Source organism: Streptacidiphilus melanogenes (assembly GCF_000787835.1).
Lineage (GTDB): Bacteria > Actinomycetota > Actinomycetes > Streptomycetales > Streptomycetaceae > Streptacidiphilus > Streptacidiphilus melanogenes.
The window spans coordinates 26341-49449 of record NZ_BBPP01000017.1; the positions used below are offsets into that span (position 1 = coordinate 26341).

General features: G+C 72.4%; 24 protein-coding genes. 14 read left to right on the forward strand and 10 right to left on the reverse strand.

Annotation, left to right across the window (positions count from 1 at the left end; genetic code table 11):
• Positions 1 to 35: 35 nt before the first annotated feature.
• The 4 genes from TR49_RS19485 (at position 36) to TR49_RS19500 (ending at position 4078) form a co-directional block, all read left to right on the forward strand.
• On the forward strand, positions 36 to 473 hold the full coding sequence (locus TR49_RS19485; protein WP_042383248.1) for a gamma-glutamylcyclotransferase family protein: 438 nt from the start codon (positions 36 to 38) through the stop codon (positions 471 to 473).
• A gap of 157 nt (positions 474 to 630) precedes the next feature.
• A complete protein-coding gene (locus TR49_RS19490) occupies positions 631 to 1461 on the forward strand; it encodes a purine-nucleoside phosphorylase (RefSeq protein WP_042383251.1) in 831 nt (276 codons plus the stop codon).
• 140 nt (positions 1462 to 1601) lie between these two features.
• Positions 1602 to 3314, forward strand: coding sequence for a phospho-sugar mutase (locus TR49_RS19495; RefSeq protein ID WP_042383253.1), 1713 nt, complete (start codon positions 1602 to 1604; stop codon positions 3312 to 3314).
• Between the two features lie 17 nt (positions 3315 to 3331).
• Entirely contained in the window at positions 3332 to 4078 is a 747-nt protein-coding gene (locus TR49_RS19500) for a tyrosine-protein phosphatase (protein WP_042383255.1), read from the forward strand.
• A 221-nt stretch (positions 4079 to 4299) separates the two neighbouring features.
• Here the strand turns inward: TR49_RS19500 and TR49_RS19505 are convergent, their stop codons facing one another.
• The gene (locus tag TR49_RS19505) at positions 4300 to 4992 is read right to left on the reverse strand and encodes a PH domain-containing protein (RefSeq protein WP_052434448.1); all 693 of its coding nucleotides are present in this window, start codon (positions 4990 to 4992) and stop codon (positions 4300 to 4302) included.
• Between the two features lie 133 nt (positions 4993 to 5125).
• On the opposite strand from TR49_RS19505, the gene deoC reads away from it, so the two are divergent.
• From deoC to TR49_RS19525, 4 genes are all read left to right on the forward strand, one after another.
• A complete protein-coding gene (deoC, locus tag TR49_RS19510) occupies positions 5126 to 6112 on the forward strand; it encodes a deoxyribose-phosphate aldolase (RefSeq protein ID WP_236653450.1) in 987 nt (328 codons plus the stop codon).
• A 5-nt stretch (positions 6113 to 6117) separates the two neighbouring features.
• A complete protein-coding gene (locus TR49_RS19515) occupies positions 6118 to 7554 on the forward strand; it encodes an aldehyde dehydrogenase family protein (protein WP_042383261.1) in 1437 nt (478 codons plus the stop codon).
• Positions 7547 to 8452 carry an aldehyde dehydrogenase family protein gene (locus TR49_RS19520; RefSeq protein WP_042383263.1) on the forward strand — a complete coding sequence of 302 codons (906 nt, stop codon included), beginning with the start codon at positions 7547 to 7549 and terminating at the stop codon, positions 8450 to 8452. The genes TR49_RS19515 and TR49_RS19520 overlap by 8 nt, the downstream gene beginning before the upstream one ends.
• A gap of 85 nt (positions 8453 to 8537) precedes the next feature.
• Positions 8538 to 9173, forward strand: coding sequence for a uridine kinase family protein (locus TR49_RS19525; protein WP_236653440.1), 636 nt, complete (start codon positions 8538 to 8540; stop codon positions 9171 to 9173).
• Positions 9174 to 9348: 175 nt separating this feature from the next.
• On the opposite strand, the gene TR49_RS19530 is transcribed toward TR49_RS19525, so the two are convergent.
• Positions 9349 to 10008, reverse strand: a complete 660-nt coding sequence (locus tag TR49_RS19530) for a SigE family RNA polymerase sigma factor (RefSeq protein ID WP_174501589.1) — start codon at positions 10006 to 10008, stop codon at positions 9349 to 9351.
• Between the two features lie 214 nt (positions 10009 to 10222).
• Here TR49_RS19530 and TR49_RS19535 point away from each other — a divergent pair, with 214 nt between their 5' ends.
• Together TR49_RS19535 and TR49_RS19540 are read left to right on the forward strand one after the other, a co-directional pair.
• Positions 10223 to 10900 (forward strand): response regulator, encoded by a 678-nt coding sequence (locus TR49_RS19535; protein WP_152627352.1) that lies wholly within the window; start codon positions 10223 to 10225, stop codon positions 10898 to 10900.
• A complete protein-coding gene (locus tag TR49_RS19540) occupies positions 10897 to 12510 on the forward strand; it encodes an ATP-binding protein (protein WP_439654114.1) in 1614 nt (537 codons plus the stop codon). Before TR49_RS19535 ends, TR49_RS19540 begins: the two co-directional genes overlap by 4 nt.
• On the opposite strand, the gene TR49_RS19545 is transcribed toward TR49_RS19540, so the two are convergent.
• Together TR49_RS19545 and TR49_RS19550 are read right to left on the reverse strand one after the other, a co-directional pair.
• Positions 12500 to 12883 carry a hypothetical protein gene (locus tag TR49_RS19545; RefSeq protein WP_042383268.1) on the reverse strand — a complete coding sequence of 128 codons (384 nt, stop codon included), beginning with the start codon at positions 12881 to 12883 and terminating at the stop codon, positions 12500 to 12502. The two genes, TR49_RS19540 and TR49_RS19545, sit on opposite strands and share 11 nt — an antisense overlap.
• A gap of 12 nt (positions 12884 to 12895) precedes the next feature.
• Positions 12896 to 13306 (reverse strand): hypothetical protein, encoded by a 411-nt coding sequence (locus TR49_RS19550; protein WP_160311619.1) that lies wholly within the window; start codon positions 13304 to 13306, stop codon positions 12896 to 12898.
• 19 nt (positions 13307 to 13325) lie between these two features.
• On the opposite strand from TR49_RS19550, the gene TR49_RS40120 reads away from it, so the two are divergent.
• Both TR49_RS40120 and TR49_RS19560 read left to right on the forward strand, forming a co-directional pair.
• Positions 13326 to 14009, forward strand: coding sequence for a VanZ family protein (locus TR49_RS40120; RefSeq protein ID WP_052434449.1), 684 nt, complete (start codon positions 13326 to 13328; stop codon positions 14007 to 14009).
• A 61-nt stretch (positions 14010 to 14070) separates the two neighbouring features.
• Positions 14071 to 14262, forward strand: a complete 192-nt coding sequence (locus tag TR49_RS19560) for a PspC domain-containing protein (RefSeq protein WP_042383272.1) — start codon at positions 14071 to 14073, stop codon at positions 14260 to 14262.
• A gap of 21 nt (positions 14263 to 14283) precedes the next feature.
• On the opposite strand, the gene TR49_RS19565 is transcribed toward TR49_RS19560, so the two are convergent.
• The 4 genes from TR49_RS19565 to TR49_RS19580 form a co-directional block, all read right to left on the reverse strand.
• Positions 14284 to 14694: a hypothetical protein gene (locus TR49_RS19565; RefSeq protein WP_042383273.1), complete on the reverse strand. Its 411-nt coding sequence runs from the start codon at positions 14692 to 14694 to the stop codon at positions 14284 to 14286.
• A gap of 154 nt (positions 14695 to 14848) precedes the next feature.
• Positions 14849 to 15985, reverse strand: a complete 1137-nt coding sequence (locus TR49_RS19570; RefSeq protein ID WP_042383274.1) for an adenosine deaminase — start codon at positions 15983 to 15985, stop codon at positions 14849 to 14851.
• Between the two features lie 103 nt (positions 15986 to 16088).
• Positions 16089 to 17435, reverse strand: coding sequence for a class I SAM-dependent methyltransferase (locus tag TR49_RS19575; protein WP_236653441.1), 1347 nt, complete (start codon positions 17433 to 17435; stop codon positions 16089 to 16091).
• A 99-nt stretch (positions 17436 to 17534) separates the two neighbouring features.
• Entirely contained in the window at positions 17535 to 18503 is a 969-nt protein-coding gene (locus tag TR49_RS19580; protein ID WP_084725068.1) for a LysR family transcriptional regulator, read from the reverse strand.
• A 63-nt stretch (positions 18504 to 18566) separates the two neighbouring features.
• On the opposite strand from TR49_RS19580, the gene TR49_RS19585 reads away from it, so the two are divergent.
• The gene (locus tag TR49_RS19585; RefSeq protein WP_042383276.1) at positions 18567 to 19871 is read left to right on the forward strand and encodes an MFS transporter; all 1305 of its coding nucleotides are present in this window, start codon (positions 18567 to 18569) and stop codon (positions 19869 to 19871) included.
• Positions 19872 to 19990: 119 nt separating this feature from the next.
• Entirely contained in the window at positions 19991 to 21184 is a 1194-nt protein-coding gene (locus tag TR49_RS19590) for a phosphodiester glycosidase family protein (RefSeq protein WP_042383278.1), read from the forward strand.
• A 48-nt stretch (positions 21185 to 21232) separates the two neighbouring features.
• Here TR49_RS19590 and TR49_RS19595 read toward each other — a convergent pair whose 3' ends face one another.
• A complete protein-coding gene (locus TR49_RS19595) occupies positions 21233 to 22525 on the reverse strand; it encodes a thymidine phosphorylase (RefSeq protein ID WP_063770134.1) in 1293 nt (430 codons plus the stop codon).
• Between the two features lie 198 nt (positions 22526 to 22723).
• A complete protein-coding gene (locus TR49_RS19600) occupies positions 22724 to 23107 on the reverse strand; it encodes a cytidine deaminase (protein WP_084725070.1) in 384 nt (127 codons plus the stop codon).
• Between the last annotated feature and the right edge of the window lie 2 nt (positions 23108 to 23109).

Below are 23109 nucleotides of genomic sequence, written 5' to 3' on the forward strand. Positions count from 1 at the left end.
GGACGCACCTTGCACCGGCCCGTACGCTAGGACCCATGACGCTCTACGCCGCGTATGCCAGCAACCTCGACGCGCGGCAGATGAGTCGCCGTGCCCCCCACTCGCCGCTGCGCGGCACGGGCTGGCTGGACGGCTGGCGGCTGACCTTCGGCGGTGAGCAGTTCGGCTGGGAGGGCTCGATCGCGACGATCGTCGAGGACGAGAAGGACCAGGTCTTCGTCGCCCTGTACGACATCGCCCCCATGGACGAGCAGGGGCTCGACCGCTGGGAGGGCGTGCCCCTCGGCTTCTACCGCAAGCTCCGCGTGCGCGTGCACACCCTCGACGGCGACGTCACCGCGTGGACCTACGTCCTCAACGACTACGAGGGCGGTCTGCCGTCCGCGCGCTACCTCGGCATCATCGCCGACGCGGCGGAGTCGGCGGGGGCCCCGCACGACTACGTCATGGAGCTGCGCAAGCGCCCCTGCTGAGCCCGCCGGGCGGCGACGCGGAGAACGGACGCAGGCCCCGTGGAGAGCCGCACACCGGCGGGTTTTCGTGTGTTCATCCGAAGACCGGCACGAGATCACCCTCAATGTCATCCATTTGTGCTCTACGCGCGTAGGAGTTTCTGGTTATCCTCGTTCTGTGAACGCTTTCCCCCAGCCGAACGCCGGCTCCACTCCCGCCAGCCCCTACGAGGCAGCCGCGGCCGCCGCCGCGCGCCTGCGCGAGCTCACGGAGGGCCACGCGCACGACGTCGCGCTCGTGATGGGCTCCGGCTGGGTCCCCGCCGCCGACGAACTGGGCAAGCCCGACTACGAGTTCGCCATCACCGAGCTTCCGGGCTTCCCGGCCCCCGCCGTCGCGGGCCACGCCGGCAAGATCCGGTCGATCAAGGTCGGCGACAAGCGCGCCCTGGTCTTCCTCGGCCGCACCCACTACTACGAGGGCCACGGCGTCGCCGCCGTCGCCCACGGTGTGCGCACCGCCGTCGCGGCCGGCTGCCGCACCGTCGTGCTGACCAACGGCTGCGGCGGCCTGCGCCAGGGCATGCAGCCCGGCCAGCCGGTCCTGATCAGCGACCACATCAACCTCACCGGCGCGTCCCCCATCGTCGGCGCCAACTTCGTGGACCTGACGGACCTGTACGCCTCGCGCCTGCGCACGCTGTGCCAGGAGGTCGACCCCTCCCTGGAGGAGGGCGTCTACGTCCAGTTCCCCGGCCCGCACTACGAGACCCCGGCCGAGATCGGCATGGTCCGCGCCATCGGCGGCGACCTGGTCGGCATGTCCACCACGCTGGAGGCCATCGCCGCCCGCGAGGCCGGCGCCGAGGTGCTCGGCCTGTCGCTGGTCACCAACCTGGCCGCCGGCATCACCGGCGAGCCGCTCAACCACGAAGAGGTCCTGGAGGCCGGCCGCGCCTCCGCCACCCGCATGGGCGCGCTGCTGGCCAAGGTCCTCGAACGGATCTGACCCTCCATTTTCTTCGATCCCCCGCATGGCATCCGACGGTTCGCACGCCGGATGCCATGCTTTTTGTACGGCTTTGCACGGCACTTGCAGCACTTGCACCGCGCCTGCGCGGCGACTTCCGAAGACGAGGACGTGACGCGATGACTGCCCACCACGACGGCGATCTGCTCTCCCGGGCGCGCATCTGGCTGGCCGAGGATCCGGATCCGGAGACCCGCAAGGAGCTCTCCACGCTCCTCGCCGCCGCCGAGGGGGACCCGAACGAGGGCAGCGAGAAGGCCTGGTCCGAGCTGGCCGAACGGTTCAGCGGCACCCTGCAGTTCGGCACCGCGGGGCTGCGCGGCGAGATGGGCGCCGGGCCGATGCGGATGAACCGCGCCGTGGTCATCCGCGCCGCGGCGGGCCTCGCCGCCTACCTCAAGCGCGGAGCGAGCGCCGGGCTCGTCGTCGTCGGCTACGACGCCCGCCACAACTCGGAGGCCTTCGCGCGTGACACCGCCGCGGTGATGGTCGCCCAGGGTCTCAAGGCCGCACTGCTCCACGGCCCGCTGCCCACGCCCGTGCTCGCCTTCGCCGTCCGCCACTTCGGCGCGGCCGCCGGCATCGCCGTGACGGCCAGCCACAACCCGCCGCGCGACAACGGCTACAAGGTCTACCTGGGCGGCGCGTTCGGCGGCTCGCAGATCGTCCCGCCGCACGACGCCGGGATCGCCGCCGAGATCGACGCCGTCGGCACGCTCGACGAGGTGCCGCTGGCCGTCGAGGGCTGGGAGGTCCTCTCCGAGGCGGACGTGCTGGAGCCCTATCTGGCCCGCGCCGCCGCCGTCGTGGACGAGCACGCGCCGCGTGACCTGTCCGTCGTCTACACCCCGATGCACGGCGTCGGCCGCGGCACCTTCCTGGCCGCGTTCGAGCACGCGGGCTTCCCCGCGCCGACCGTGGTCACCCTGCAGGGCGACCCCGACCCGGCGTTCCCGACCGTCTCCTTCCCGAACCCGGAGGAGCCCGGCGCGATGGACCTGGCCTTCGCGGCCGCCGCCGAGCACCAGCCGGACATCGTCATCGCCAACGACCCGGACGCCGACCGCCTCGCGGTCGCGATCCCCTCCGGCGACCCGGACCACGCCCTCGGCTGGCGCATGCTGCGCGGCGACGAGGTCGGCGCGCTGCTCGCCGCCCACCTGGTCGCGAAGGGCGCGAAGGGCACCTTCGCCACGACGATCGTCTCGTCCTCCCTGCTCGGCCGGATCGCCGAGTCGGCGGGCCTCGGCTACGCCGAGACGCTGACCGGCTTCAAGTGGCTGTCCCGGGTCGACGGCCTGCGCTACGGCTACGAGGAGGCGCTGGGCTACTGCGTCGACCCCGACGCCGTCCGCGACAAGGACGGCGTCAGCGCCGCCCTGCTGATGGCCGAGCTCGCCGCCACCCTGAAGGCCCAGGGCCGCACCCTGCAGGACCTGCTGGACGACCTGGCCGCCACCCACGGCCTGCACGCCACCGATCAGCTCTCGGTCCGCGTCGCCGACCTGCGCGTCATCGCCGACGCCATGGCCCGGCTCCGCGAGCAGCCGCCGACGCGGCTCGCGGGTCTCTCCGTCGACTCCGCGGAGGACCTGGAGGCGGGCTCCGAGAAGCTTCCGCCCACGGACGGCCTGCGCTACCACCTCTCCGGCCCCGGGGTCTCCTCGGCGCGCGTCGTGGTCCGCCCGTCCGGGACGGAGCCGAAGCTGAAGTGCTACCTGGAGGTCGTGGTGCCGGTCGGCGGGGTCGCCGAGCTGGGCGCCGCGCGGGAGCGTGCGGCGGCGCTGCTGGCGTCTCTCAAGACGGACCTGGCCGTGGCGGCGGGCATCTGATCTGACATGCTGTCGGCGTGTCGATATTCGGTGCCGAACGCCTGATCCTCATCCCCGGCGTGCGCAACCTGCGCGACGCCGGGGGTTTCCCCACGACGAGCGGCGCCCGCGTCGCCGAGGCGCTGCTGTACCGCGCCGGCTCCCTCCACGAGCTGACCGCGGAGGGCGCGGAGCGGCTGGCCGCGCTCGGCCTGCGCACGATCATCGACCTGCGGTCCGCGCCGGAACTCGAGGTCTGGCCGGACCACCCGCTGGACGGCGAGGTCCGCTTCCTGCACCTGCCGACGTTCCCGCCGCGGGAGCGCGAGACCGCGCACGACGCGCGGGACGTGCGGGACGCCGAGGCCGGCGAGGAGACGCTGGAGGACCTCTACGCCTTCATGTCGGCGACGGCGGGCCCCGCGATCGCCGCGTCCGTCAGCGCGCTGGCCGCGCCGGGCGCGCTGCCCGCGCTGATCCACTGCGCGGTCGGCAAGGACCGCACCGGCGTCACGGTGGCCACCCTCCTCTCCGCGCTCGGCGTCTCCGACGCCGACATCGTCGCGGACTACCACCTCTCCAACACCGGCCTCGGCCTGGACCGCGGTCCGGTCTACTACGTCGACGAACACGGCACGGAACGCCGCTCCCGCCCGGTCCACGAGGGCCTCATCACGGCCTTCCTCGCCTCCCTCCGCACCACCCACGGCGACGCGACCCGGTACCTGCTCGCCCACGGCGTCACCGAGCCCGAACTCGCCACCCTCCGAGCCGCCTTCCTCTGACAGGCAGCCACCGCTCCCGCAGCTGGTTGCCCTACGCCAGGGGCGCGGTGCTGTGCCGATCCGCGGCCCCGCCGCGCGGCGCGCCACTCCCCCAGCCTTCGGCCGGGAGGTGGCCCCCATCCCACGCACCTAGAGCCCCGAGCGCGCAGGGCCATCCGCACGCCCGTGGTCCTCGCGCGTCCCCGCGGCCCCTGGACGGTGCAAGTTCCCCGAGCGAAGGGTCAGCCGACGGCGAGGAGGATGATCAGGGCCAGCGCGCCGGCGACGATCGGGCCGATGATCCACCAGCTCCAGGCGACCTTGACCTCCGGCGCGCCCGCATCCTCCGGCAGGGCCTCGCGGTACGCGGCCACGCGTTCGTTCAGCTCGTCGACCGCCTTGTCCGCGTACGCCTCCGTCGGCTGCGAGGAGGAGCCCGCCGTCGGCGCGCCGAAGAGGCTGGGGCGCGGCTGCCGCGCCGTCGCGGAGCGCGGGGCGTTGGAGACGGTGCCGCGGTCCCCCGCGTCGATCATCGCGCGGCGGTTCGCGCGCTTCCGCTGGCGCAGCGAGACCGGCAGCGCCCAGATGACGAACTTGTGCCCGCCCGCCCGCAGCTCGACGGAGAGCGCCGCGGTGAGCGACTCCACCCCGTCCCACCGCGTCTCGACCGTACGGAAGGGGTTGCGCACCAGCAGCCGGTCGGCGCCCGCGCGGACCTGGGGCCAGAGGGTGAAGGCGACGATCAGCGGGGTGCCGAGGACGAGGACCGACGCCGCGAGGCCCGGCGCGGTGCCCGCGCCCCGCACCATCGCGTCGATGCAGAGCCAGAAGAGCAGGACCAGGAGCAGGACGCCACCGACGATGCCGCCCCCGCTCCGGTAGACCTTGTCCTGAAACGTGGGGGCCGTGTTCTCACGGGCCGGGGTGTCGCTCATGGTCATCGATTCTGCCCCAGTTCACCCCGTTCACCACGGGAGGGCGGGTCTCAGAATCGCATCGGCGGGGCAAAGTCACACGGACGCCCCCATGACGAAACGCTACGCGTGTAGATATGCTGGATTGGTGAGCATGTCCTCCTCCTCCACTGTCAGCGGGCACCTCGCCGCGAGCGGGCTCGCCGAGGTCGCCTCCTCCGAGGCGTCCCTGCGACGCTTCCTGCACGGGCTGCCCGGCATCGACGCCGTCGGCCTGCAGGCGCGCGCCGCAGGTCTCGGCACGCGGTCGATCAAGACCACCGCCAAGGCGTACGCCATCGATCTGGCCATCTCCATGATCGACCTCACCACGCTGGAGGGTGCGGACACCCCCGGCAAGGTGCGCTCGCTCTGCCAGAAGGCCAAGAACCCCGACCCCGGGAACCCGGACGTCCCGCACACCGCGGCCGTCTGCGTCTACCCGGACATGGTCCCCTTCGCCAAGGACGCCCTCGGCGGCGCGCCGATCAACGTCGCCGCCGTCGCCACCGCCTTCCCCTCCGGCCGGGCCGGGCTGCCGGTCAAGCTGGCCGACACCGCCGAGGCCGTCGCCGCCGGGGCCGACGAGGTCGACATGGTCATCGACCGGGGGGCCTTCCTCTCCGGCCGGTACCTGGAGATCTACGAGCTGATCGCCGAGATCAAGAAGGCCTGCGAGCGCCCGGACGGCACCGCCGCCCACCTCAAGGTGATCTTCGAAACCGGCGAGCTCGTCACCTACGACAACATCCGCCGCGCCTCCTGGCTGGCGATGCTGGCCGGGGCCGACTTCATCAAGACCTCCACCGGCAAGGTCACCGTCAACGCGACCCCCGCCAACACGCTGGTGCTCATGGAGGCCGTCCGCGACTTCCGCAGTGCCACCGGCATCCAGGTGGGAGTGAAGCCGGCCGGGGGTATCCGTACCACCAAGGACGCCATGAAGTACCTGGTCATGGTGAACGAGATCCTCGGTGACGACTGGCTCTCCCCGGACTGGTTCAGGTTCGGTGCCTCCAGCCTGCTCAACGACCTGCTGATGCAGCGGCAGAAGCTGGCCTCCGGCCGCTACTCCGGTCCCGACTACGTGACGGTGGACTGATCACCATGGCACTGTTCGATTACGCTCCCGCGCCCGAGTCGCGCGCCGCCGCGGGTGACATCGCCTCGACGTACGGGCACTTCATCGACGGCGAGTTCGTCGAGTCGACCGGCTCCGAGGCCCTGAAGACCGTCGACCCCTCCACCGAGGAGGTCCTCGCCGAGTTCGCCCAGGGCACCGAGGCCGACGTGGACCGCGCCGTCGCGGCCGCCCGCAAGGCGTTCACCTCCTGGTCCGCCCTGCCCGGCGCCGAGCGCGGCAAGTACCTGTTCCGCATCGCCCGGATCATCCAGGAGCGCTCGCGCGAGCTGGCCGTGCTGGAGTCGATCGACAACGGCAAGCCGATCAAGGAGACCCGCGACGTCGACCTGCCGCTGGTCGCCGCGCACTTCTTCTACTACGCCGGCTGGGCCGACAAGCTGGAGTTCGCCGGTTACGGGTCCAACCCGCGCCCGGTGGGCGTGGCCGCCCAGGTCATCCCGTGGAACTTCCCGCTGCTGATGCTGGCGTGGAAGATCGCCCCGGCGCTGGCCACCGGCAACACGGTCGTGCTCAAGCCGGCCGAGACCACCCCGCTCACCGCGCTGCGCTTCGCAGAGATCTGCCGTCAGGCCGGTCTGCCCAAGGGCGTCGTCAACATCATCACTGGCGACGGACGCACCGGCGCCGCGCTGACCGCGCACCCGGAGATCGACAAGGTCGCCTTCACCGGCTCGACCGAGGTCGGCCGCGCCATCGCCCGCACTCTGGCCGGGACGACCAAGCGCCTCTCGCTGGAGCTCGGCGGCAAGGCCGCGAACATCGTCTTCGACGACGCGCCGGTCGATCAGGCGGTCGAGGGCATCGTCGACGGCATCTTCTTCAACCAGGGCCACGTCTGCTGCGCGGGCTCGCGCCTGCTGGTCCAGGAGTCGGTCCACGACGACGTCATGGACGCCCTCAAGCGCCGGATGTCGACGCTGCGCGTCGGTGACCCGCTGGACAAGAACACCGACATCGGCGCGATCAACTCCGCCGCGCAGCTCGCGCGGATCCAGGAACTGACCGCCGCGGGCGAGGCCGAGGGCGCCGAGCGCTGGTCTCCCTCCTGCGAACTGCCGTCCGCCGGTTACTGGTTCGCGCCGACGGTGTTCAGCAACGTCTCGGCCACCCACCGGATCGCCCGCGAGGAGATCTTCGGCCCGGTCCTGTCGGTGCTGACCTTCCGCACGCCGGAGGAGGCCGTCGCCAAGGCCAACAACACCCCGTACGGCCTGTCGGCCGGCATCTGGACCGAGAAGGGCTCGCGCATCCTGTGGATGGCGAGCAAGCTCCGCGCCGGCGTGGTGTGGTCCAACACCTTCAACAAGTTCGACCCGACCTCGCCCTTCGGCGGCTACAAGGAGTCGGGCTACGGCCGCGAGGGCGGCCGCCACGGTCTGGAGGCCTACCTCGATGTCTGAGCCCACCACGGCACTCCGCCTTGACGTCTACAAGACCTACAAGCTCTTCGTCGGCGGCAAGTTCCCGCGCTCCGAGAGCGGACGGGTGTACGAGGTGACCGATCGCAAGACCGGCGAGTGGCTCGCCAACGCCCCGCAGGGCACCCGCAAGGACACCCGCGACGCGGTCTCCGCCGCGCGCAAGGCCTTCGGCGGCTGGTCGGGCGCGACCGCGTACAACCGCGGCCAGATCCTCTACCGCGCGGCCGAGATGCTCCAGGGCCGCCGCGACCAGTACGTCGCCGAGGTGGCGCTGTCCGAGGGTCTGACGGCCAAGAAGGCCGCACCGCTGGTCGACGCGGCCGTGGACCGCCTGGTCTGGTACGCGGGCTGGACGGACAAGGTCGCCCAGATCGCGGGCAACGCCAACCCGGTCGCCGGTCCGTACTTCAACCTGTCCACCCCGGAGCCGACGGGCGTCGTCGGCGTCGTCGCCCCGCAGGGCGGCACCGGCTTCTCGCTGCTGGGCCTGGTCTCGGTGCTGGCCCCCGTCATCGCGACGGGCAACACCGCGGTCGTCGCCCTGGCCCCGGGCGCCCCGCTCCCCGGCCTGTCGTTGGGCGAGGTGCTGGCCACCTCGGACCTGCCCGGCGGCGTGGTCAACCTGATCTCGGGCCGCACCGAAGACATCGCCCCGACCCTCGCCTCCCACGCCGACGTCAACGCGCTCGACCTGGCGGGTGTGGTGGCGGAGGAGGGCCCGGCCTCGGCCAGGGACCTGGAGGTCGCGGCGGCGGAGACGCTCAAGCGCGTCCTGCGCCCGGAGTCGGCGTCCCACGACTGGACGACCGCGCCCGGCACCGACCGGCTGCTGACCTTCCTGGAGACCAAGACGGTCTGGCACCCGATGGGGATGTGACGTTCCCCTCACCTACACGGGCACGTGCTCTCTCGCCGTGAGCACGTGCCCGTTCCTTTACTTCGGGATGTCACACTGGTGTCCCGTGAGTACTTCTCCCGTGAACCTCTCTCCGGCGCGCGTCATCCTCCTCTGCGGCCCCTCCGGTTCCGGCAAGTCCACCCTGGCCGAGCGGGCCGGGCTCCCGGTGCTCCAGCTCGACGACTTCTACAAGGACGGCGACGACCCGACCCTGCCCCGGCTCCAGGACGGCAGCGTCGACTGGGACGACCCGCGGTCCTGGCACTTCGACCAAGCGATGGCGGCGATCCGCTCGCTCTGTGACACGGGCACGGCCGACGTCCCGGTCTACTCCATCCCGGCCAACGGCGCCGTCGGCTCCCGCACCCAGACCGTCGACACCCAGGTCTTCATCGCCGAAGGGATCTTCGCAGCGGAGATCGTCCGCGCGTGTGAGGCCGAGGGCCTGCTCGCGGACGCGATCTGCCTGCGTAACCACGCCCTGACGACGGCCTACCGCCGCTTCCTGCGCGACGTCCGCGAGGCCCGCAAGTCCGTGCCGTACCTGCTGCGCCGCGGCTACCGCCTGATGCGCACGGAACGCGCGGTCGTCACCCGGCAGAAGGACCTCGGCGCGACGCCCTGCAACGGACGGGAAGCTTTCGCGCGGGTGGCGCGCCAGGGGCGCGAGGAACTGCGCGCCCAGCCCGCCGCCGCGTAGAGCACCGCACCGCTGGGACCACCCGCACGCCGGCGGTTTCTCGCCCGGCGCCCCTGATCGTGCAGAACAGAAGGCCTGGACCCCGGCGTCCCCCAACGCCGAAGCCCAGGCCTCGTGCTGCTGTGGGCTACCCCCGTGCCCACAGCCTCCCCCTCAAATGTGGTCTCTGTCGCCGTCAGGCGACGAGCTCGCCGAAGGCGTGCCCCAGGTCCCCGTCCTGCGCCGCCAGCGTCTCGTCCTCACGGAGCCGGCGCAGGGCGCGCCAGATGCCGCTCTTGACCGTGCCGACGCTGATCCCCAGCACGTCGGCGATCTCCGGGTCCGTCTTGCCCTCGTAGTACCGCAGCACCAGCATGGTGCGCTGGTTCTCCGGGAGCTTGGCCAGCGCCTGCCACAGCACCGTCCGCAGCTCCGTGCCGCCCATCGCGTCGGTGTCGCCCGCGGTCTCCGGCATCTCCTCGGTGGGGTACTCGTTGACCTTGCGCCGGCGCCACGCCGAGATGTGCAGGTTGGTCATGGTGCGGCGCATGTAGCCGCCGACCGCCGCCTTGTCGGAGATCCGGTCCCAGGCCCGGTAGGTGCTGAAGAGCGCGCTCTGCAGCAGGTCCTCGGCCGCGAAGCGGTCCCCGGTCAGGTGGTAGGCCGTGGCGTACAGCGACGCACGGCGCTCCTTCACGTAGGCGGTGAAGTCGTCGGCGTTGCCGGACTCCCGGGTGCCCGTGGAACCGTACGCCGCCTCGTGGCGTCCCACCGCGTGAAGGTGACGGACGGAGTACGTCTGGTGAGGCAGGGTCGCGGCGGCCTTGTCGGCGTGCGCCTCGAGGACTGCGTTCATCGGGTACTCCCTCGGATTCCGGTCGGTGCTGCTCGGTGCTGCGCCTTGGTGCTTGGCGCCGGGCTGCTGGTTCCGCCCGACAGAGAAAATCCTGCCCGGGGGTTTTCATCGCCCTGTCCGTCGACTGTCACAGGCGTGTCACAGAGGCTGTCGCGCCGTCCCCCGGTGCACGGGAGGGTCGATCCCACGCGGGCGGTACGCCACAATGAACCGCGTGTCTCACCTGTTGCTCATCGAGGACGACGACGCGATCCGTACCGGACTGGAGCTCGCGCTGACCCGCCAGGGTCACCGTGTCTCCGTGGCCGCCTCCGGCGAGGACGGCCTGAAGCTCTTCAAGGAGCAGCGCCCGGACCTGATCGTGCTGGACGTCATGCTGCCCGGCATCGACGGCTTCGAGGTCTGCCGGCGGATCCGCCGCACCGACCAGCTGCCGATCATCCTGCTGACGGCGCGCTCCGACGACATCGACGTGGTGGTCGGGCTGGAGTCCGGCGCGGACGACTACGTCGTGAAGCCGGTACAGCCGCGCGTGCTGGACGCGCGCATCCGCGCGGTGCTGCGGCGCGGCGAGCGGGAGAGCTCGGACTCGGCGGCCTTCGGCGACCTGGTGATCGACCGCAACGCGATGACCGTCACCAAGTCCGGCGCGGAGCTCCAGCTCACTCCGACCGAGCTGCGGCTGCTGCTGGAGCTGAGCCGTCGCCCCGGCCAGGCGCTGTCACGCCAGCAGCTGCTGCGGCTGGTCTGGGAGCACGACTACCTGGGCGACTCGCGGCTCGTGGACGCCTGCGTCCAGCGCCTGCGCGCCAAGGTCGAGGACGTGCCGTCCGCACCCACCCTGATCCGCACCGTGCGCGGCGTCGGCTACCGCCTGGACGCCCCGGCGTGACCAACCGCTCCACGACCACCGCTCCCAACGGCAACGGCCACGACTCGGGCGCCGGCCACGGCTCCGGGTCCGCCCACGGCTCCGGCGCCGAGCCGCCGCACGGGGCCGACCCGGGTCCGGCGCACCCGCGCGCCGGCTGGGTGGTCCGCCGGCTGCGGCTGACCTCGCTGCGGATAAGGATGATCGCCGTCTGCGCGGTGGTCGCGCTGGCGGCGGCGGTCTCCTCCTCCGGGATCGCGTACTGGCTCAACCGTGACGCGGTGCTCAAGCGCACCCAGGACACGGCCCTCGCGGACTTCCGCAACCAGCTCGACCGCACCGTCACCGCGCTGCCGCTGGAGCCGAGCTGCCAGGACCTGCAGGTGGCCGCGAACGTGGTGGCCACCACCGGGCTGCGCTACGACGTCGCCATGACCTCGCCGAGCTGCACGGTGGCCTCGCTGCGTTCCCACTACACGGCCGCCGACGTGCCCGACGCGCTGCGCCGGCAGGTCGAGCAGCCGTGCATGCACTGCACCACGTCGCCGGGCCAGTACCACCTGTTCTGGCAGCGAGTGAACCTGGACGGCGTGCCGTACCTCATCGGCGGCACCAAGGTGCTGCCGAGCGGGCCGACCGCCTACATGTTCAAGTCCCTGGACGACGAGCAGCGCGACCTGGACTCGCTTGCCTGGTCGCTGGGCATCGCGACGCTGCTGGCGCTGGTCGGGGCGGCGCTGCTGGCGCAGGCCGCGGCGGCGACGGTGCTGAAGCCGGTGGCCCGGCTCGCGGAGGCGGCGCGCCGGCTGGGCGAGGGCAACCTCGACACCCGCCTGGACGTCACCGGCCAGGACGAGCTGGCGGAGCTGTCGCGGACGTTCAACCACACGGCGGCCGCGCTGGAGGCGCAGGTCGACGAGCTGAGCGCGCGCGAACACGCCAGCCGCCGCTTCGTCGCCGACATGTCGCACGAGCTGCGCACGCCGCTGACGGCGATGACCGCCGTCACGGACATCCTCGAGGACGAGGCGGACATGCTCGATCCGATGATCGAGCCGGCCGTACGCCTGGTCGTCAGCGAGACCCGGCGGCTGACCGAGCTGGTGGAGAACCTCATGGAGGTGACCCGCTTCGACGCCGGCACCGCCAAGCTGGTCGTCGACGAGGTCGACATCGCCGACCTGATCACCTCGACCATCGACGCCCGTGCCTGGCTGGACGCCGTCGAGCTGGACGCGCCGCGCGGCCTGGTCGCCCGGCTGGACCCGCGCCGTATCGACGTGGTGCTGGCCAACCTGATCGGCAACGCGCTCAAGCACGGCGGCTCCCCGGTCCGCGTCCGCGCCCGCGAGGACTCCGACGCGCACGGCGACTGGCTGGTCGTCGAGGTCGCCGACGGCGGTCCCGGCATCCCCGAGGACGTCCTGCCGCACGTCTTCGACCGGTTCTTCAAGGCGGACGCCTCGCGCCGCCGCTCCGAGGGCAGCGGGCTCGGCCTGTCGATCGCGATGGAGAACGCCCGCATCCACGGCGGCACCATCACCGCGGCCAACGCCGCGGACGGCGTCGGGGCCGTCTTCACGCTCCGGCTGCCGAAGAACCCGCCGACGAAGGACGGCATCACGCAATGAGCACCACCCAGCGCACGGTTACAAGGTCAGCCCGGACCAGGGCGGTCACCAGCAGGTCCGCCGCCACCCGGGGCGTGACGACCAGGAGCGGCACCACCACGGCCGGCAGGACCACGAGCGGCACCACCGGGTCCGGCACGACCGCGGAAGTCGGGAACGGCCCCGCCGTGCGGCGAGGCCGCGCGGCCACGGCCGCACTGTCCGCGGCGGTGCTCGCCGCGATCGCGGCGGTCACGCTGAGCGGCTGCGGCATCCGCAGCACCGCGGTGCCGGTCGACGCCGGCATCCCCGCCTCCCGCACGGCGTGCCCGCCGACGCCGGGAGCGACCGGGGCCCCGTCCGCCGACAGCACCGGGCCCGCCGTGCTGACCACCGAGGCGCCGACCTACGTCCTGCCGGGCGGCCCGAGCGACCTGCCGTCGCAGCTGTCGTCGGAGACGCCGTGGGAGGCACTGACCTCCGCGCTTCCGGTCGGCCCCGGGGTGCTGTCGTCCGCGACGGGAAGCGCGGCCGGGACGTCGTCGGGGACGCGTCCGTCCGCCGCCTCCGGCTCGGGGCGAGCCACCGGGGACAGGTCCGCCTCGCCCCGTGCGGCGGCTCCGGCGTCGCCCGCCCGGAGCACCCCGAGCACGGCGTCCTCGTCCGGGTTCTCCCTGAACGACTGCCCCGGCGCCTCCACGACCGGCGCCCCCTGAGGCCGGGCCTTGAGCCGCGGGTGGGGGCGGGCGAGGGCTGCCGCAGGGGTGCGCGCGGGCGTGACGGCGCACACAAGGTTCCGCGCAACCGTGCGCCCCACCTCACGCGTCCCTGCTGGCGTGCAGCACGGAGAGAGCAGCGCTGATCCCCGTCCCTTCGCCGCCCGGTCAGGCGACGCGACGCGGCCCGACGTCCACACCGGCGCTCGGCGCCTCGGCCTGCTGCTGCTGACGGTCCATCTGGCGGTGCTGCTGTGGGCCACGTTGCGCAGCGGCCCCTCCCTCTGGCTCGCCGACAGCAACCTCACGCCCTTCGCGTCGGTCCGCGCCGAGCTGACCGGCGGCACCGTGCGGAACTATCTGGAGCTGCTGCGCAGCCTGCTCTCGCTCGCGCCGCTGGGTGTCCTGCTGCCGCTGGCGGGCGGCAGGCGCGACGCCCCGCTGCTGCTCTCGTTCGCCCGTACCCTGCTCGCGGGGGTCCTGGTCGCGACCGGCCTGGAGGTGCTGCAGACGACGCTGTCGCTGCGGCTGCTCAACGTCGACGACATCCTGCTGGCCTGCATCGGGATCGCACTGACCCACCTGGCGGTGGTTCCCCCGGCCCGTGCCTGGCTGCGCCACCGCGCTGCGGCGCGGGTCGCGCACGCCGAATCGGCACACGCCACGCCCCACGCCACGGCGAGCGCCCCTGAGGGCGACCCTGAGAGCGCCCCTGAGACGAGGACCTTCCGGGGCGCGAATCCCCCAAGGGTCCGAATCATCGGCGGGGCTGACGCCACCGCCCTTCCTGCGCGAGAGGCTTGAGACATCAAGCAGGCGGCCGGCCCCGGAGGACGGGGGCGGCCCGACCGACAGGAGTGATCCCATGTCCGCGACCGCCACTCTCGCCCGCCCCCGCAGCGGCCGCATGATCGGCGGTGTCTGCGCGGGAATCGCCCGGCGCTTCGGGCTGAGCCCGCTCACCGTCCGCGTGCTGTTCCTGCTCTCGTGCCTGCTGCCCGGGCCGCAGGTGCTCATATACCTGGCCCTGTGGCTGGTGCTCCCGGCCGAGTACTGATCCTTCGCGCCGGTGCTCCGCTCAGCTGATCGACGGCGGGTTGAGGGGCAGGTTCTGGTGCAGCGTGTCGAGCGTGTGCCCTGTGCCGCCCTGGAGCTGCCCCACCGCGGGCAGGCTGCCGAGGTTCCCCACGGCGGGCAGGCCGCCGTCACGCTGCTGCGGCACCACGGACTGAACGGCCCGCGTCGGGACCGGCAGCGAGGACGTCGCGTTCTGCACCATCGGTGCGGCGCCGTTGATGACGCCCTGGGTGGTCGAGGTCAGGTTGTGCAGGCCGCCGTTGGGGGCGGTCAGCGACGATGCCGTGCCGGTCAGCGGGCTGGTCTGGGGAAGCCCGCCGAGCGGGTCCGCCGCGGCAGGTCCGGCGACGGCGGCGACCGCCGCGACGCCGAGCACGGCCGTTCCGGCCGCCTGCAGGGTGACCTTCTTCATGAGCAGTCTCCTCGTGTCCTGCGAGCCCGGCGATCACCGCGCGTGCTCGACTGACGGCCCAACGTATCCACGCGGCCCCGGACGCCCCAAATCCCGGTCCACCGATCGGCGTACCGGGATTCAGGGTGTTGACGGGCGACGGCGACCCCACGGCTCAGGAGAAGAGCCACTCCGCCTTGAGCGCGGCGTAGCCGGGCTTGATCACGTCGTTGATCATCGCCAGCCGCTCGTCGAAGGGGATGAAGGTGCTCTTCATCGCGTTGACGGTGAACCACTGCAGGTCGTCCAGCGTGTAGCCGAAGGCGTCGACCAGGTGCTGGAACTCCTCGCTCATGCTGGTGCCGCTCATCAGCCGGTTGTCGGTGTTGACCGTGACCCGGAAGTGGAGCCGGCGCAGCAGGCCGATGGGGTGCTCCGCGTAGGAGTCGGCGGCTCCGGTCTGCAGGTTGGAGGTGGGGCACATCTCCAGCGGAATGCGCTTGTCGCGCACGTAGGCGGCGAGCCGGCCGAGCTCGACCTGCCCGTCGTCCTTGACGGTGATGTCGTCGATGATGCGCACGCCGTGCCCGAGGCGGTCGGCGCCGCAGCACTGGATCGCCTCCCAGATGGAGGGCAGCCCGAAGGCCTCGCCGGCGTGGATCGTGAAGTGGTTGTTCTCGCCCGCGAGGTACTCGAAGGCGTCCAGGTGACGGGTCGGCGGGTGGCCCGCCTCGGCGCCGGCGATGTCGAAGCCGACCACGCCGTGGTCGCGGTAGCGGTTGGCCAGCTCGGCGATCTCCCGGGAGCGGGCGGCGTGGCGCATCGCGGTCAGCAGCGTGCCGACCTTGATCCGGTCGCCGTTCTCCCGGGCGCGCAGCTCGCCGAGCCGGAAGCCCTCGTTGACGGCCTCGACGACCTCGTCGAGGGTCAGCCCGCGCTCGAGGTGCTGCTCGGGGGCGTAGCGGACCTCGGCGTAGACGACGCCGTCGCGGGCGAGGTCCTCGGCGCAGTCCGCGGCGACGCGGATCAGCGCCTCACGGGTCTGCATGACCGCGCAGGTGTGCGCGAAGGTCTCCAGGTACCGCTCCAGCGAGCCGGAGTCGGCGGCGTCGCGGAACCACTGGCCGAGCTTGGCCGGGTCCCGCTCGGGCAGGGCGTCGTATCCGACGGCGTCGGCCAGCTCAATGATCGTCTCGGGGCGCAGTCCACCGTCGAGATGATCGTGCAGGAGCACCTTCGGCGCGCGACGGATCTGCTCCGGGGTCGCGGCGGGGATCAGTGCGCTGACAGTTTGAGGGTTGTGGGTCACCATTGCCCGATCCTAGCTCCTACGCGCGTAGATGTACCACCTGCGCAACACGGGAAGTTGCACCGCCCGCCGGCGCGCGCCCCCGGGCGGTGCAACGCCCTGTGCACTAACTCCTCAGCTCGTAAACGATGTTGAACGGCGTCTCGGTCGCCCGGCGGAAGTGCGCGAAGCCCGCCTCCGCCGCGACCTCGCGGGTGCGCGCCTCGCCCGCCTGCGCGCCCATCGCCCGGCCCACCGGCTGCGCCTGCGAGGCCGGCACGCAGATCAGCGACGAGCCGCCGTAGAACGCCCGGCTCAGCGGGTTCATGTTGTCCGCCAGGTCGTCGGCGGCGTTGGGCTCGACCAGCATGACCACGCCGCCGTCCGTCAGGCGCGCCCGGCAGTGCGACAGTGCGCCGACCGGGTCGCCCATGTCGTGCAGGCAGTCGAAGAAGGCGATCAGGTCGTAGGGGCCGCCGCCGAAGTCGGCCGAGCCCGCGACCTCGAAGTCCACCCGCTTGCCCAGGTGGTCCGCCTTGGCCAGCCTCCGGGCCTCGTCGATCGAGGGCCCGTGGTAGTCGAAGCCGACGAAGTGCGACTTCGGGAAGGCCTTGGCCATCATCATCGTCGAGTAGCCGAGCCCGCAGCCGACGTCCGCGGCGGTGCCGCCGGTGCGCAGCCTGTCCACGACACCGTCGAGCGCCGGGAGCCACTGGTCCACGAGGAAGGCCGCGTAGCCGGTGCGGAAGAAGCGGCCGACGTTCGGGAACAGCTCCGCGTGGTGCTCCTCCCAGCCGACGCCGCCTCCCTTGACGAAGGCCTGCTCCAGCTTGTCCCGGGTCTCCATGGAGCCGGCCGCCGAGAAGAGCTGGAAACCGCTCGGCGCGTAGTAGGGGCTGTCCTGCTGGGTGAAGACGATGACCTGTTCGGGGCTCAACCGGAAGCGCCCGTCCGGGTCGAGGGTGATGTAGCCGCTCGCCGCCATGAGCGCGAGCCACTCGCGGACGTTGCGCTCCTGCGTGCCGGTCCGGGTCGCCAGGTCCGCGGAGGTGAGCGGCGCGCCGTCGGCCATGGCGGTGAAGAGGCCGAGCCGTTCGCCGATGACCATCATCGGCGCGACCGTCACCGCGCCCAGATCGGTGAGGACCTTGCCGAGCAGGGACTCCATCGCGTCCTCGTCGACGACCTCGTCCCGGGTGACGTCGAGGTTCACGAAGCGGGGCTCCCCGACGCAGGCCTCCCGCATCTCCTCGGCGATGTGCCGGGTCTCGGGGAGGTCGCTGTTGCGCATCGCCTCCTCGTAGGAGGGGAACTCGACGATCTGCATGAAGTGGGAGGGCTTCTCCCGGTCCTTGCCCATCATGGCGTGGTGCGCGGTCCGCTTGCCCTCGGTGATCCGCAACCACTCGTCCATCAACCGGTCGACACGGTCCTCATCGGTGGTTTCATATTCAATGACCTGCATGAACGTCATACCGACCAACCCCCTTTCAGAGGTACAGGAACAGCGTCCCGCTCGCCGGTAATGGTCACAAGCCAGACAATGCCGACTTTCCGCTGAATTCATCCGAATTCAGCTGTGCAGCGGCAGGCGGTCCTTCTCCGACAACACGTAGTCACGGAAGGCCACCGCGGGCGGCGGCAACGGGCGCACCGACGACCAGACCAGCGCCAGCTCGCGCCGCGCCGTGGGCGAGGTGATGGCCAGCTCCACCACGTCCCGACGTGGCACCGAGGCCGGCGGCAGTACGGCGACGCCCAGCCCCGCCGCGACGAGGCCACGCAGCGTCTCGGCCTCCTCGCCCTCGAAGGAGATCCGCGGCGTGAAGCCGGCCTGGGCGCAGAGCGCGTCCGTGATCCGGCGCAGCCCGTAGCCGGGCTCCAGGCCGACGAAGGGGTCCTCGGCCACCTCCTCCAGCCGCACCCGGCGACGCCCGGCGAGCCGGTGGTCCACCGAGACCACGAGCCGCAGCCGCTGCTCGCCCATCCGACGTGCGGTCAGATCCGGGGCATCGGGCCGCGGCGAGAGCAGGCACAGGTCGAGCTCGCCCTCGCGCAGCCGGGCCAGCATCTCGTCGGTGTAGCTCTGCACCAGCTGGAACCGTACCCGCGGCAGCTGGGCCCGGAAGCCGCGCAGCAGCATCGGCACCGCCTCCGTCCCCATGGTGTGCAGGAAGCCGAACGCCACCCGTCCACCCGTCGGGTCGGCCTCCGCCCGCGCCGCGTCCGCCCCGCGCTCGAGCTCGGCGAGTGCCCGCTCCGTCGACGCCAGGAAGATCCGCCCGGCCCGGGTCAGCCGGATCGTGCGGCCCTCTCGCGCGAGCAGCACCACACCCAGCTCCGCCTCCAGCCGGGCCACGGCCCGGCTCAGCGTCGGCTGCGGCATGCCGAGCTCCGCCGCGGCCCGGGTCACGTGCTCGCCGCGCGCGACCGCGGCGAACTGCGCGAGCAGCGGCGAGAGCCGCGACGCGGGTGACGTGGGCGACAGCTCCGCCTGCTCAGCGGGAAGGGGCACCGGCTCTGAGCTTGCTTCATACGTCACAGCATGAATCTTCGCCTATCCATGCATTGGACGCATCAATGGCGCGGTCCTAGCGTCTGAAGCATGCCAGCGGACCCCGCCACAGCCAGCCTCCCCGCTCCCGTCGCCGTCCTTCCCACCCCGACGTCCCGGCCGAACCCGACGTCCGCGCCGACCCCGACGTCCGACCCCCGGCACCTGCCCGGCTCCCCCGGGCTGCGCCGCACCCAACTCGCCCTCTTCGGCGCGGGCCTGGCGACGTTCCTGCTGCTCTACTCCACCCAGGCGCTGCTGCCGAACCTCTCCGCGAACCTGCACCTGACCCCCGGCCAGGCCAGCTGGACCGTCTCCGCCGCCTCCATCGGGCTGGCCGTCGCGGTGATCCCGATCAGCGCCCTGTCCGAGCGCTTCGGCCGCACCCGCATCATGTCGGTGGCGGTCTTCGCGGCCGTCGCCATCGCGCTGGTCCTGCCCTTCACCGGCGACCTCACCACCCTGATCGCCCTGCGCGGCCTCCAGGGCGTCGCATTGGCGGGCCTGCCTGCGACCGCGATGGCCTTCCTCGCCGAGGAGGTCCACCCCTCCGCGCTGCCGTCCGCGATGGGCCTCTATGTGGCGGGCAACAGCATCGGTGGCATGAGCGGCCGCCTCCTCTCCGGCGTCGTCGCCGGCGCGTACGGCTGGCGCGCGGGTCTGGCAGCCGTCGCAGTCGCGTCGCTGCTGTGCGCCGTCGCGTTCCGGGTGCTGATCCCCCGCGCCCGGTGCTTCCGCCCCGGCCCGGTCAACCCGCGCGCCCTCTGGCACACCGTCACCGGTCATCTCGCCAACCCGCTGCTGGCGCGGCTGTTCGCGCTGGGCCTGCTCTTCATGACGGTCTTCGGCGCGGTCTACACGGTCCTCGGCTACCGGCTGGTCGCCGCCCCGTTCGATCTGCCGCAGGCGCTCGCCTCGTCCATCTTCGTGGTCTACGTCGTCGGCACGGTCGCCTCGGCGGCGAGCGCCCGGATCGGCGCACGCCTGGGACGTCGCGGCGCGCTCTATGCGGCGATCACCACCACCGCCGCCGGCCTGGTGCTCACCCTGCCGGACTCGCTGCCGCTCACCCTGCTGGGCCTGGTCCTGATCACCGCGGGCTTCTTCACCGGCCACTGCGTCGCCTCCGCGTCGGTCGGCCGCACGGCGACCCACGGCCGCGCTCAGGCCTCGGCGCTCTACCTCGCCGCCTACTACGTCGGCAACAGCCTCGGCGGCGCGGTCGGCGCGAGCGCCTACCACGGCAATGGATGGGACGGCACGGTCGCGGTGGCCCTCACCGCGATGCTGCTGGCCACCGGTGTGACCGCATGGGGGACGGTCGCGGCCCGCCGGTCCCTGGCCGCCCGCGCCTGACGAAGTCCACGCCTCCTGAGGTCGGCGACCGGGGAAGGCCGCGCCTGAGGAAGGCCGCGAGTACTCCCCCGGGGTGAATCCGCGCCCAAAGACGTCGCCGGGCGGGTACCCCTCCGCTCATGCGACTGCGCCGGAAGCCCCGCGATCCAGCCGGCGCCGCCGGGAACCGCCCAACCGCCACCGTCCGTTCCCGGCGGCGCCGTGTCCTCTACGCGACACTCGGCAGCGCCGCCGCGACGGCCGTCGTCGCCGCCTTCTGCGTGAACGCGGCGCTCGACACGCCCGGCCCGGGCGGGGCGCAGACGAAGCTCGCCCGCTGGGGGCACTGCCACGGGCTGGGCTCCGTGGTGAGCCTGGTCGACAACGCGCACCAGGACTCCACCTCCGTCGACGTCTCCTGCAACGCGGCCGCGCTCGGCATCCGCCCGAACCCGCTCGGCCCCTCGGGGAAGCCGACGCCGACGCCGACCGTGCCGCCGATCCCGCTGCACGCGCCCGTCCAGCCTCTGGTCAGCCCGGCCCAGTCGGGCGAGGGCGTCTTCTCCGCGCTGGTCAAGGAGAAGGGCCAACCGGTGATCCAGAGCGCCCTGGTGCGGCCCGACGGCTACGACGTCGGCTTCCCCGCGGGCATCGTCTGGATGAAGCAGCACGCGCTCCGCTTCGACCTGCATCCGGGGGTGTCCGAGCCCGGCGGCAGCTGGCCCGTCCCGTCGACGATCGCCCCTGGTGAGCGCACCGACCTCGTCGCCGCCTACAACGGCGGTTTCAAGGTCTCCAACGGCGACTCGCACGGCGGCTTCTACCTCGACGGCCGCACCATCGGCTACCTGCGCGACGGCGCGGCCTCGGAGGTCTTCCACCGCGACGGCTCGTTGACCGTCGGCGTCTGGAACGAGGACGTGCGCATGGCCCCGGACGTCGTCGGCGTCCGCCAGTGCCTGGTGCCGCTGGTCCGCGACGGCCGGATCACCGGTGACGTCTACAACGGCGGCACCGGGACGTGGGGCTTCGACGACGGCGGGAACCCCGCCGTCGCCCGCTCCGGCGTCGGCGTCGACCGCAACGGCGACATCGTCTACGTCGGCGGCCGTCTGCTCACCGTCCAGTCCCTGGCCACCCTGCTGCAGCGCGCGGGCGCGGTGACGGCGATGATGCTGGACATCAACCTCAGCTGGCCGTCGTTCATCTCCTACGACGCGACGAAGAACCCCCATGACCCGGTCCCCCGCAACCTGGTCAACTTCGTCCGCGCCGCGACCCGCTACTACGACTACTCCAGCCGTGACTTCGTCGCCGTCTACGCCCGCCCGTGACGCCGGGCGTGGACATGGACGGCGACGGCGACGGCGACGGCCGGGCGACTACGCGACGCGGTCCAGGATCAGCGGGGTCGGCTTGAAGTCCGTGCCGTCGGCGGCGACGGTGATCGCGTCCGGGGCGGCCAGGGCCTCCAGGGCGTACTCGAAGCGCTCCGGGGTGTCCGTGTGGAGGGTCAGCAGCGGCTGGCCCGCGACGACGTGGGCGCCGGGCTTGCCGTGGATCTCGACGCCGGCCCCCGCCTGCACCGGGTCCTCCTTGCGCGCGCGGCCCGCGCCCAGGCGCCAGGCGGCGACGCCGACGGCGTAGGCGTCGAGACCGGTCAGCACGCCGCTCGCCGGAGCGGCGAAGACGTGCTGCTCACGGGCGACCGGCAGCGCGGCGTCCGGGTCGCCGCCCTGCGCCGCGATCATGCGGCGCCAGTGGTCCATCGCCGAGCCGTCGCGCAGCGCGGTCTCCGGGTCCCTGCCGCCGGTGACGCCCGCCGCGGCGAGCATCTCGCGCGCCAGCGCGATGGTCAGCTCGACGACGTCGGCAGGACCGCCGCCCGCCAGAACCTCGACGGACTCGCGGACCTCCAGCGCGTTGCCGGCCGTGAGGCCGAGCGGGGTGCTCATGTCCGTCAGCAGCGCGACGGTGTTCACGCCCGCGTTCTTGCCGAGCCCGACCATGGTCCGGGCCAGCTCCTGCGCGTCGGCGAGGTTCTTCATGAAGGCGCCGGAGCCGACCTTCACGTCCAGGACCAGCGCGCCGGTGCCCTCGGCGATCTTCTTCGACATGATCGAGGACGCGATCAGCGGGATCGCCTCGACGGTGCCGGTGACGTCGCGCAGCGCGTACAGCTTCTTGTCGGCGGGCGCGAGGCCGTCCCCGGCGGCGCAGATGACCGCGCCCGTGTCGCGGAGCACCTGCATCATCTCCTCGTTGGAGAGCAGCGCCCGCCAGCCGGGGATGGACTCCAGCTTGTCCAGCGTCCCGCCGGTGTGGCCCAGCCCGCGGCCGGAGAGCTGCGGCACGGCCGCGCCGCAGGCGGCGACCAGGGGCGCGAGCGGCAGCGTGATCTTGTCTCCGACACCGCCGGTGGAGTGCTTGTCGCTGGTGGGCAGCGGCAGCGAGGAGAAGTCCATCCGCACGCCGGACCGGATCATCGCGTCGGTCCAGCGGGAGATCTCCCGCAGGTTCATCCCGTTGAGCAGGATCGCCATGGCCAGCGCGGACATCTGCTCGTCGGCGACCTCGCCGCGGGTGTAGGCGTCGATCACCCAGTCGATCTGAGCATCGGTCAGCTCGGCGCGGTCGCGCTTCGCGCGGATGACGGAGATGGCGTCCACGTGCACTCCATGGTTGTGCGAAGGGGGAGACAGACAGAACTCTACGCGCGTAACAGCAGGATGCACTACAGGGGCGCAGGGAACTGCGCGAGCGACCACCCGGTGCGGGTGGCCCATGCTCGCTCTGCGACCCACCACCCAGGGTGGCTTGTCGCGCAGTTCCCCGCGCCCCTGGATGGTGCAACCAGACGCGGAGGCGTAGAGCTAAAGCCGTTCGGGTCCGAAGGCGTCCGGCAGGAGCTCGGAGAGGGGGCGGATGCCGGAGACGGACTCCACGATCAGCTCCGCTCCCCCGTGCTCCCACAGCAGCTGCCGACAGCGCCCGCAGGGCATCAGCGGCTCGCCGCTGCGATCGCAGCAGGTGAACGCCACCAGGCGGCCGCCGCCCGACGCGTGGAGTGCGGACACCAGGCCGCACTCCGCGCACAGGCCAAGCCCGTAGGACGCGTTCTCGACGTTGCAGCCGCTGACGATGCGGCCGTCGTCGACCAGCGCCGCCGCGCCGACCGGGAAGCCGGAGTACGGCGCGTACGCGCGCCCCATCGCCTCCCGGGCCGCGGAGCGCAGCGCGTCCCAATCGATGTCCACGG

Coding starts and splice junctions, on each gene's coding strand:
- TR49_RS19485 (WP_042383248.1), top strand. CDS start 36: ATGACGCTCTACGCCGCGTATGCCAGCAACCTCGACGCGCGGCAGATG.
- TR49_RS19495 (WP_042383253.1), top strand. CDS start 1,602: ATGACTGCCCACCACGACGGCGATCTGCTCTCCCGGGCGCGCATCTGG.
- TR49_RS19505 (WP_052434448.1), bottom strand. CDS start 4,992: ATGAGCGACACCCCGGCCCGTGAGAACACGGCCCCCACGTTTCAGGAC.
- deoC (WP_236653450.1), top strand. CDS start 5,126: ATGTCCTCCTCCTCCACTGTCAGCGGGCACCTCGCCGCGAGCGGGCTC.
- TR49_RS19515 (WP_042383261.1), top strand. CDS start 6,118: ATGGCACTGTTCGATTACGCTCCCGCGCCCGAGTCGCGCGCCGCCGCG.
- TR49_RS19520 (WP_042383263.1), top strand. CDS start 7,547: ATGTCTGAGCCCACCACGGCACTCCGCCTTGACGTCTACAAGACCTAC.
- TR49_RS19530 (WP_174501589.1), bottom strand. CDS start 10,008: ATGAACGCAGTCCTCGAGGCGCACGCCGACAAGGCCGCCGCGACCCTG.
- TR49_RS19560 (WP_042383272.1), top strand. CDS start 14,071: ATGTCCGCGACCGCCACTCTCGCCCGCCCCCGCAGCGGCCGCATGATC.
- TR49_RS19565 (WP_042383273.1), bottom strand. CDS start 14,694: ATGAAGAAGGTCACCCTGCAGGCGGCCGGAACGGCCGTGCTCGGCGTC.
- TR49_RS19570 (WP_042383274.1), bottom strand. CDS start 15,985: ATGGTGACCCACAACCCTCAAACTGTCAGCGCACTGATCCCCGCCGCG.
- TR49_RS19575 (WP_236653441.1), bottom strand. CDS start 17,435: ATGACGTTCATGCAGGTCATTGAATATGAAACCACCGATGAGGACCGT.
- TR49_RS19585 (WP_042383276.1), top strand. CDS start 18,567: ATGCCAGCGGACCCCGCCACAGCCAGCCTCCCCGCTCCCGTCGCCGTC.
- TR49_RS19590 (WP_042383278.1), top strand. CDS start 19,991: ATGCGACTGCGCCGGAAGCCCCGCGATCCAGCCGGCGCCGCCGGGAAC.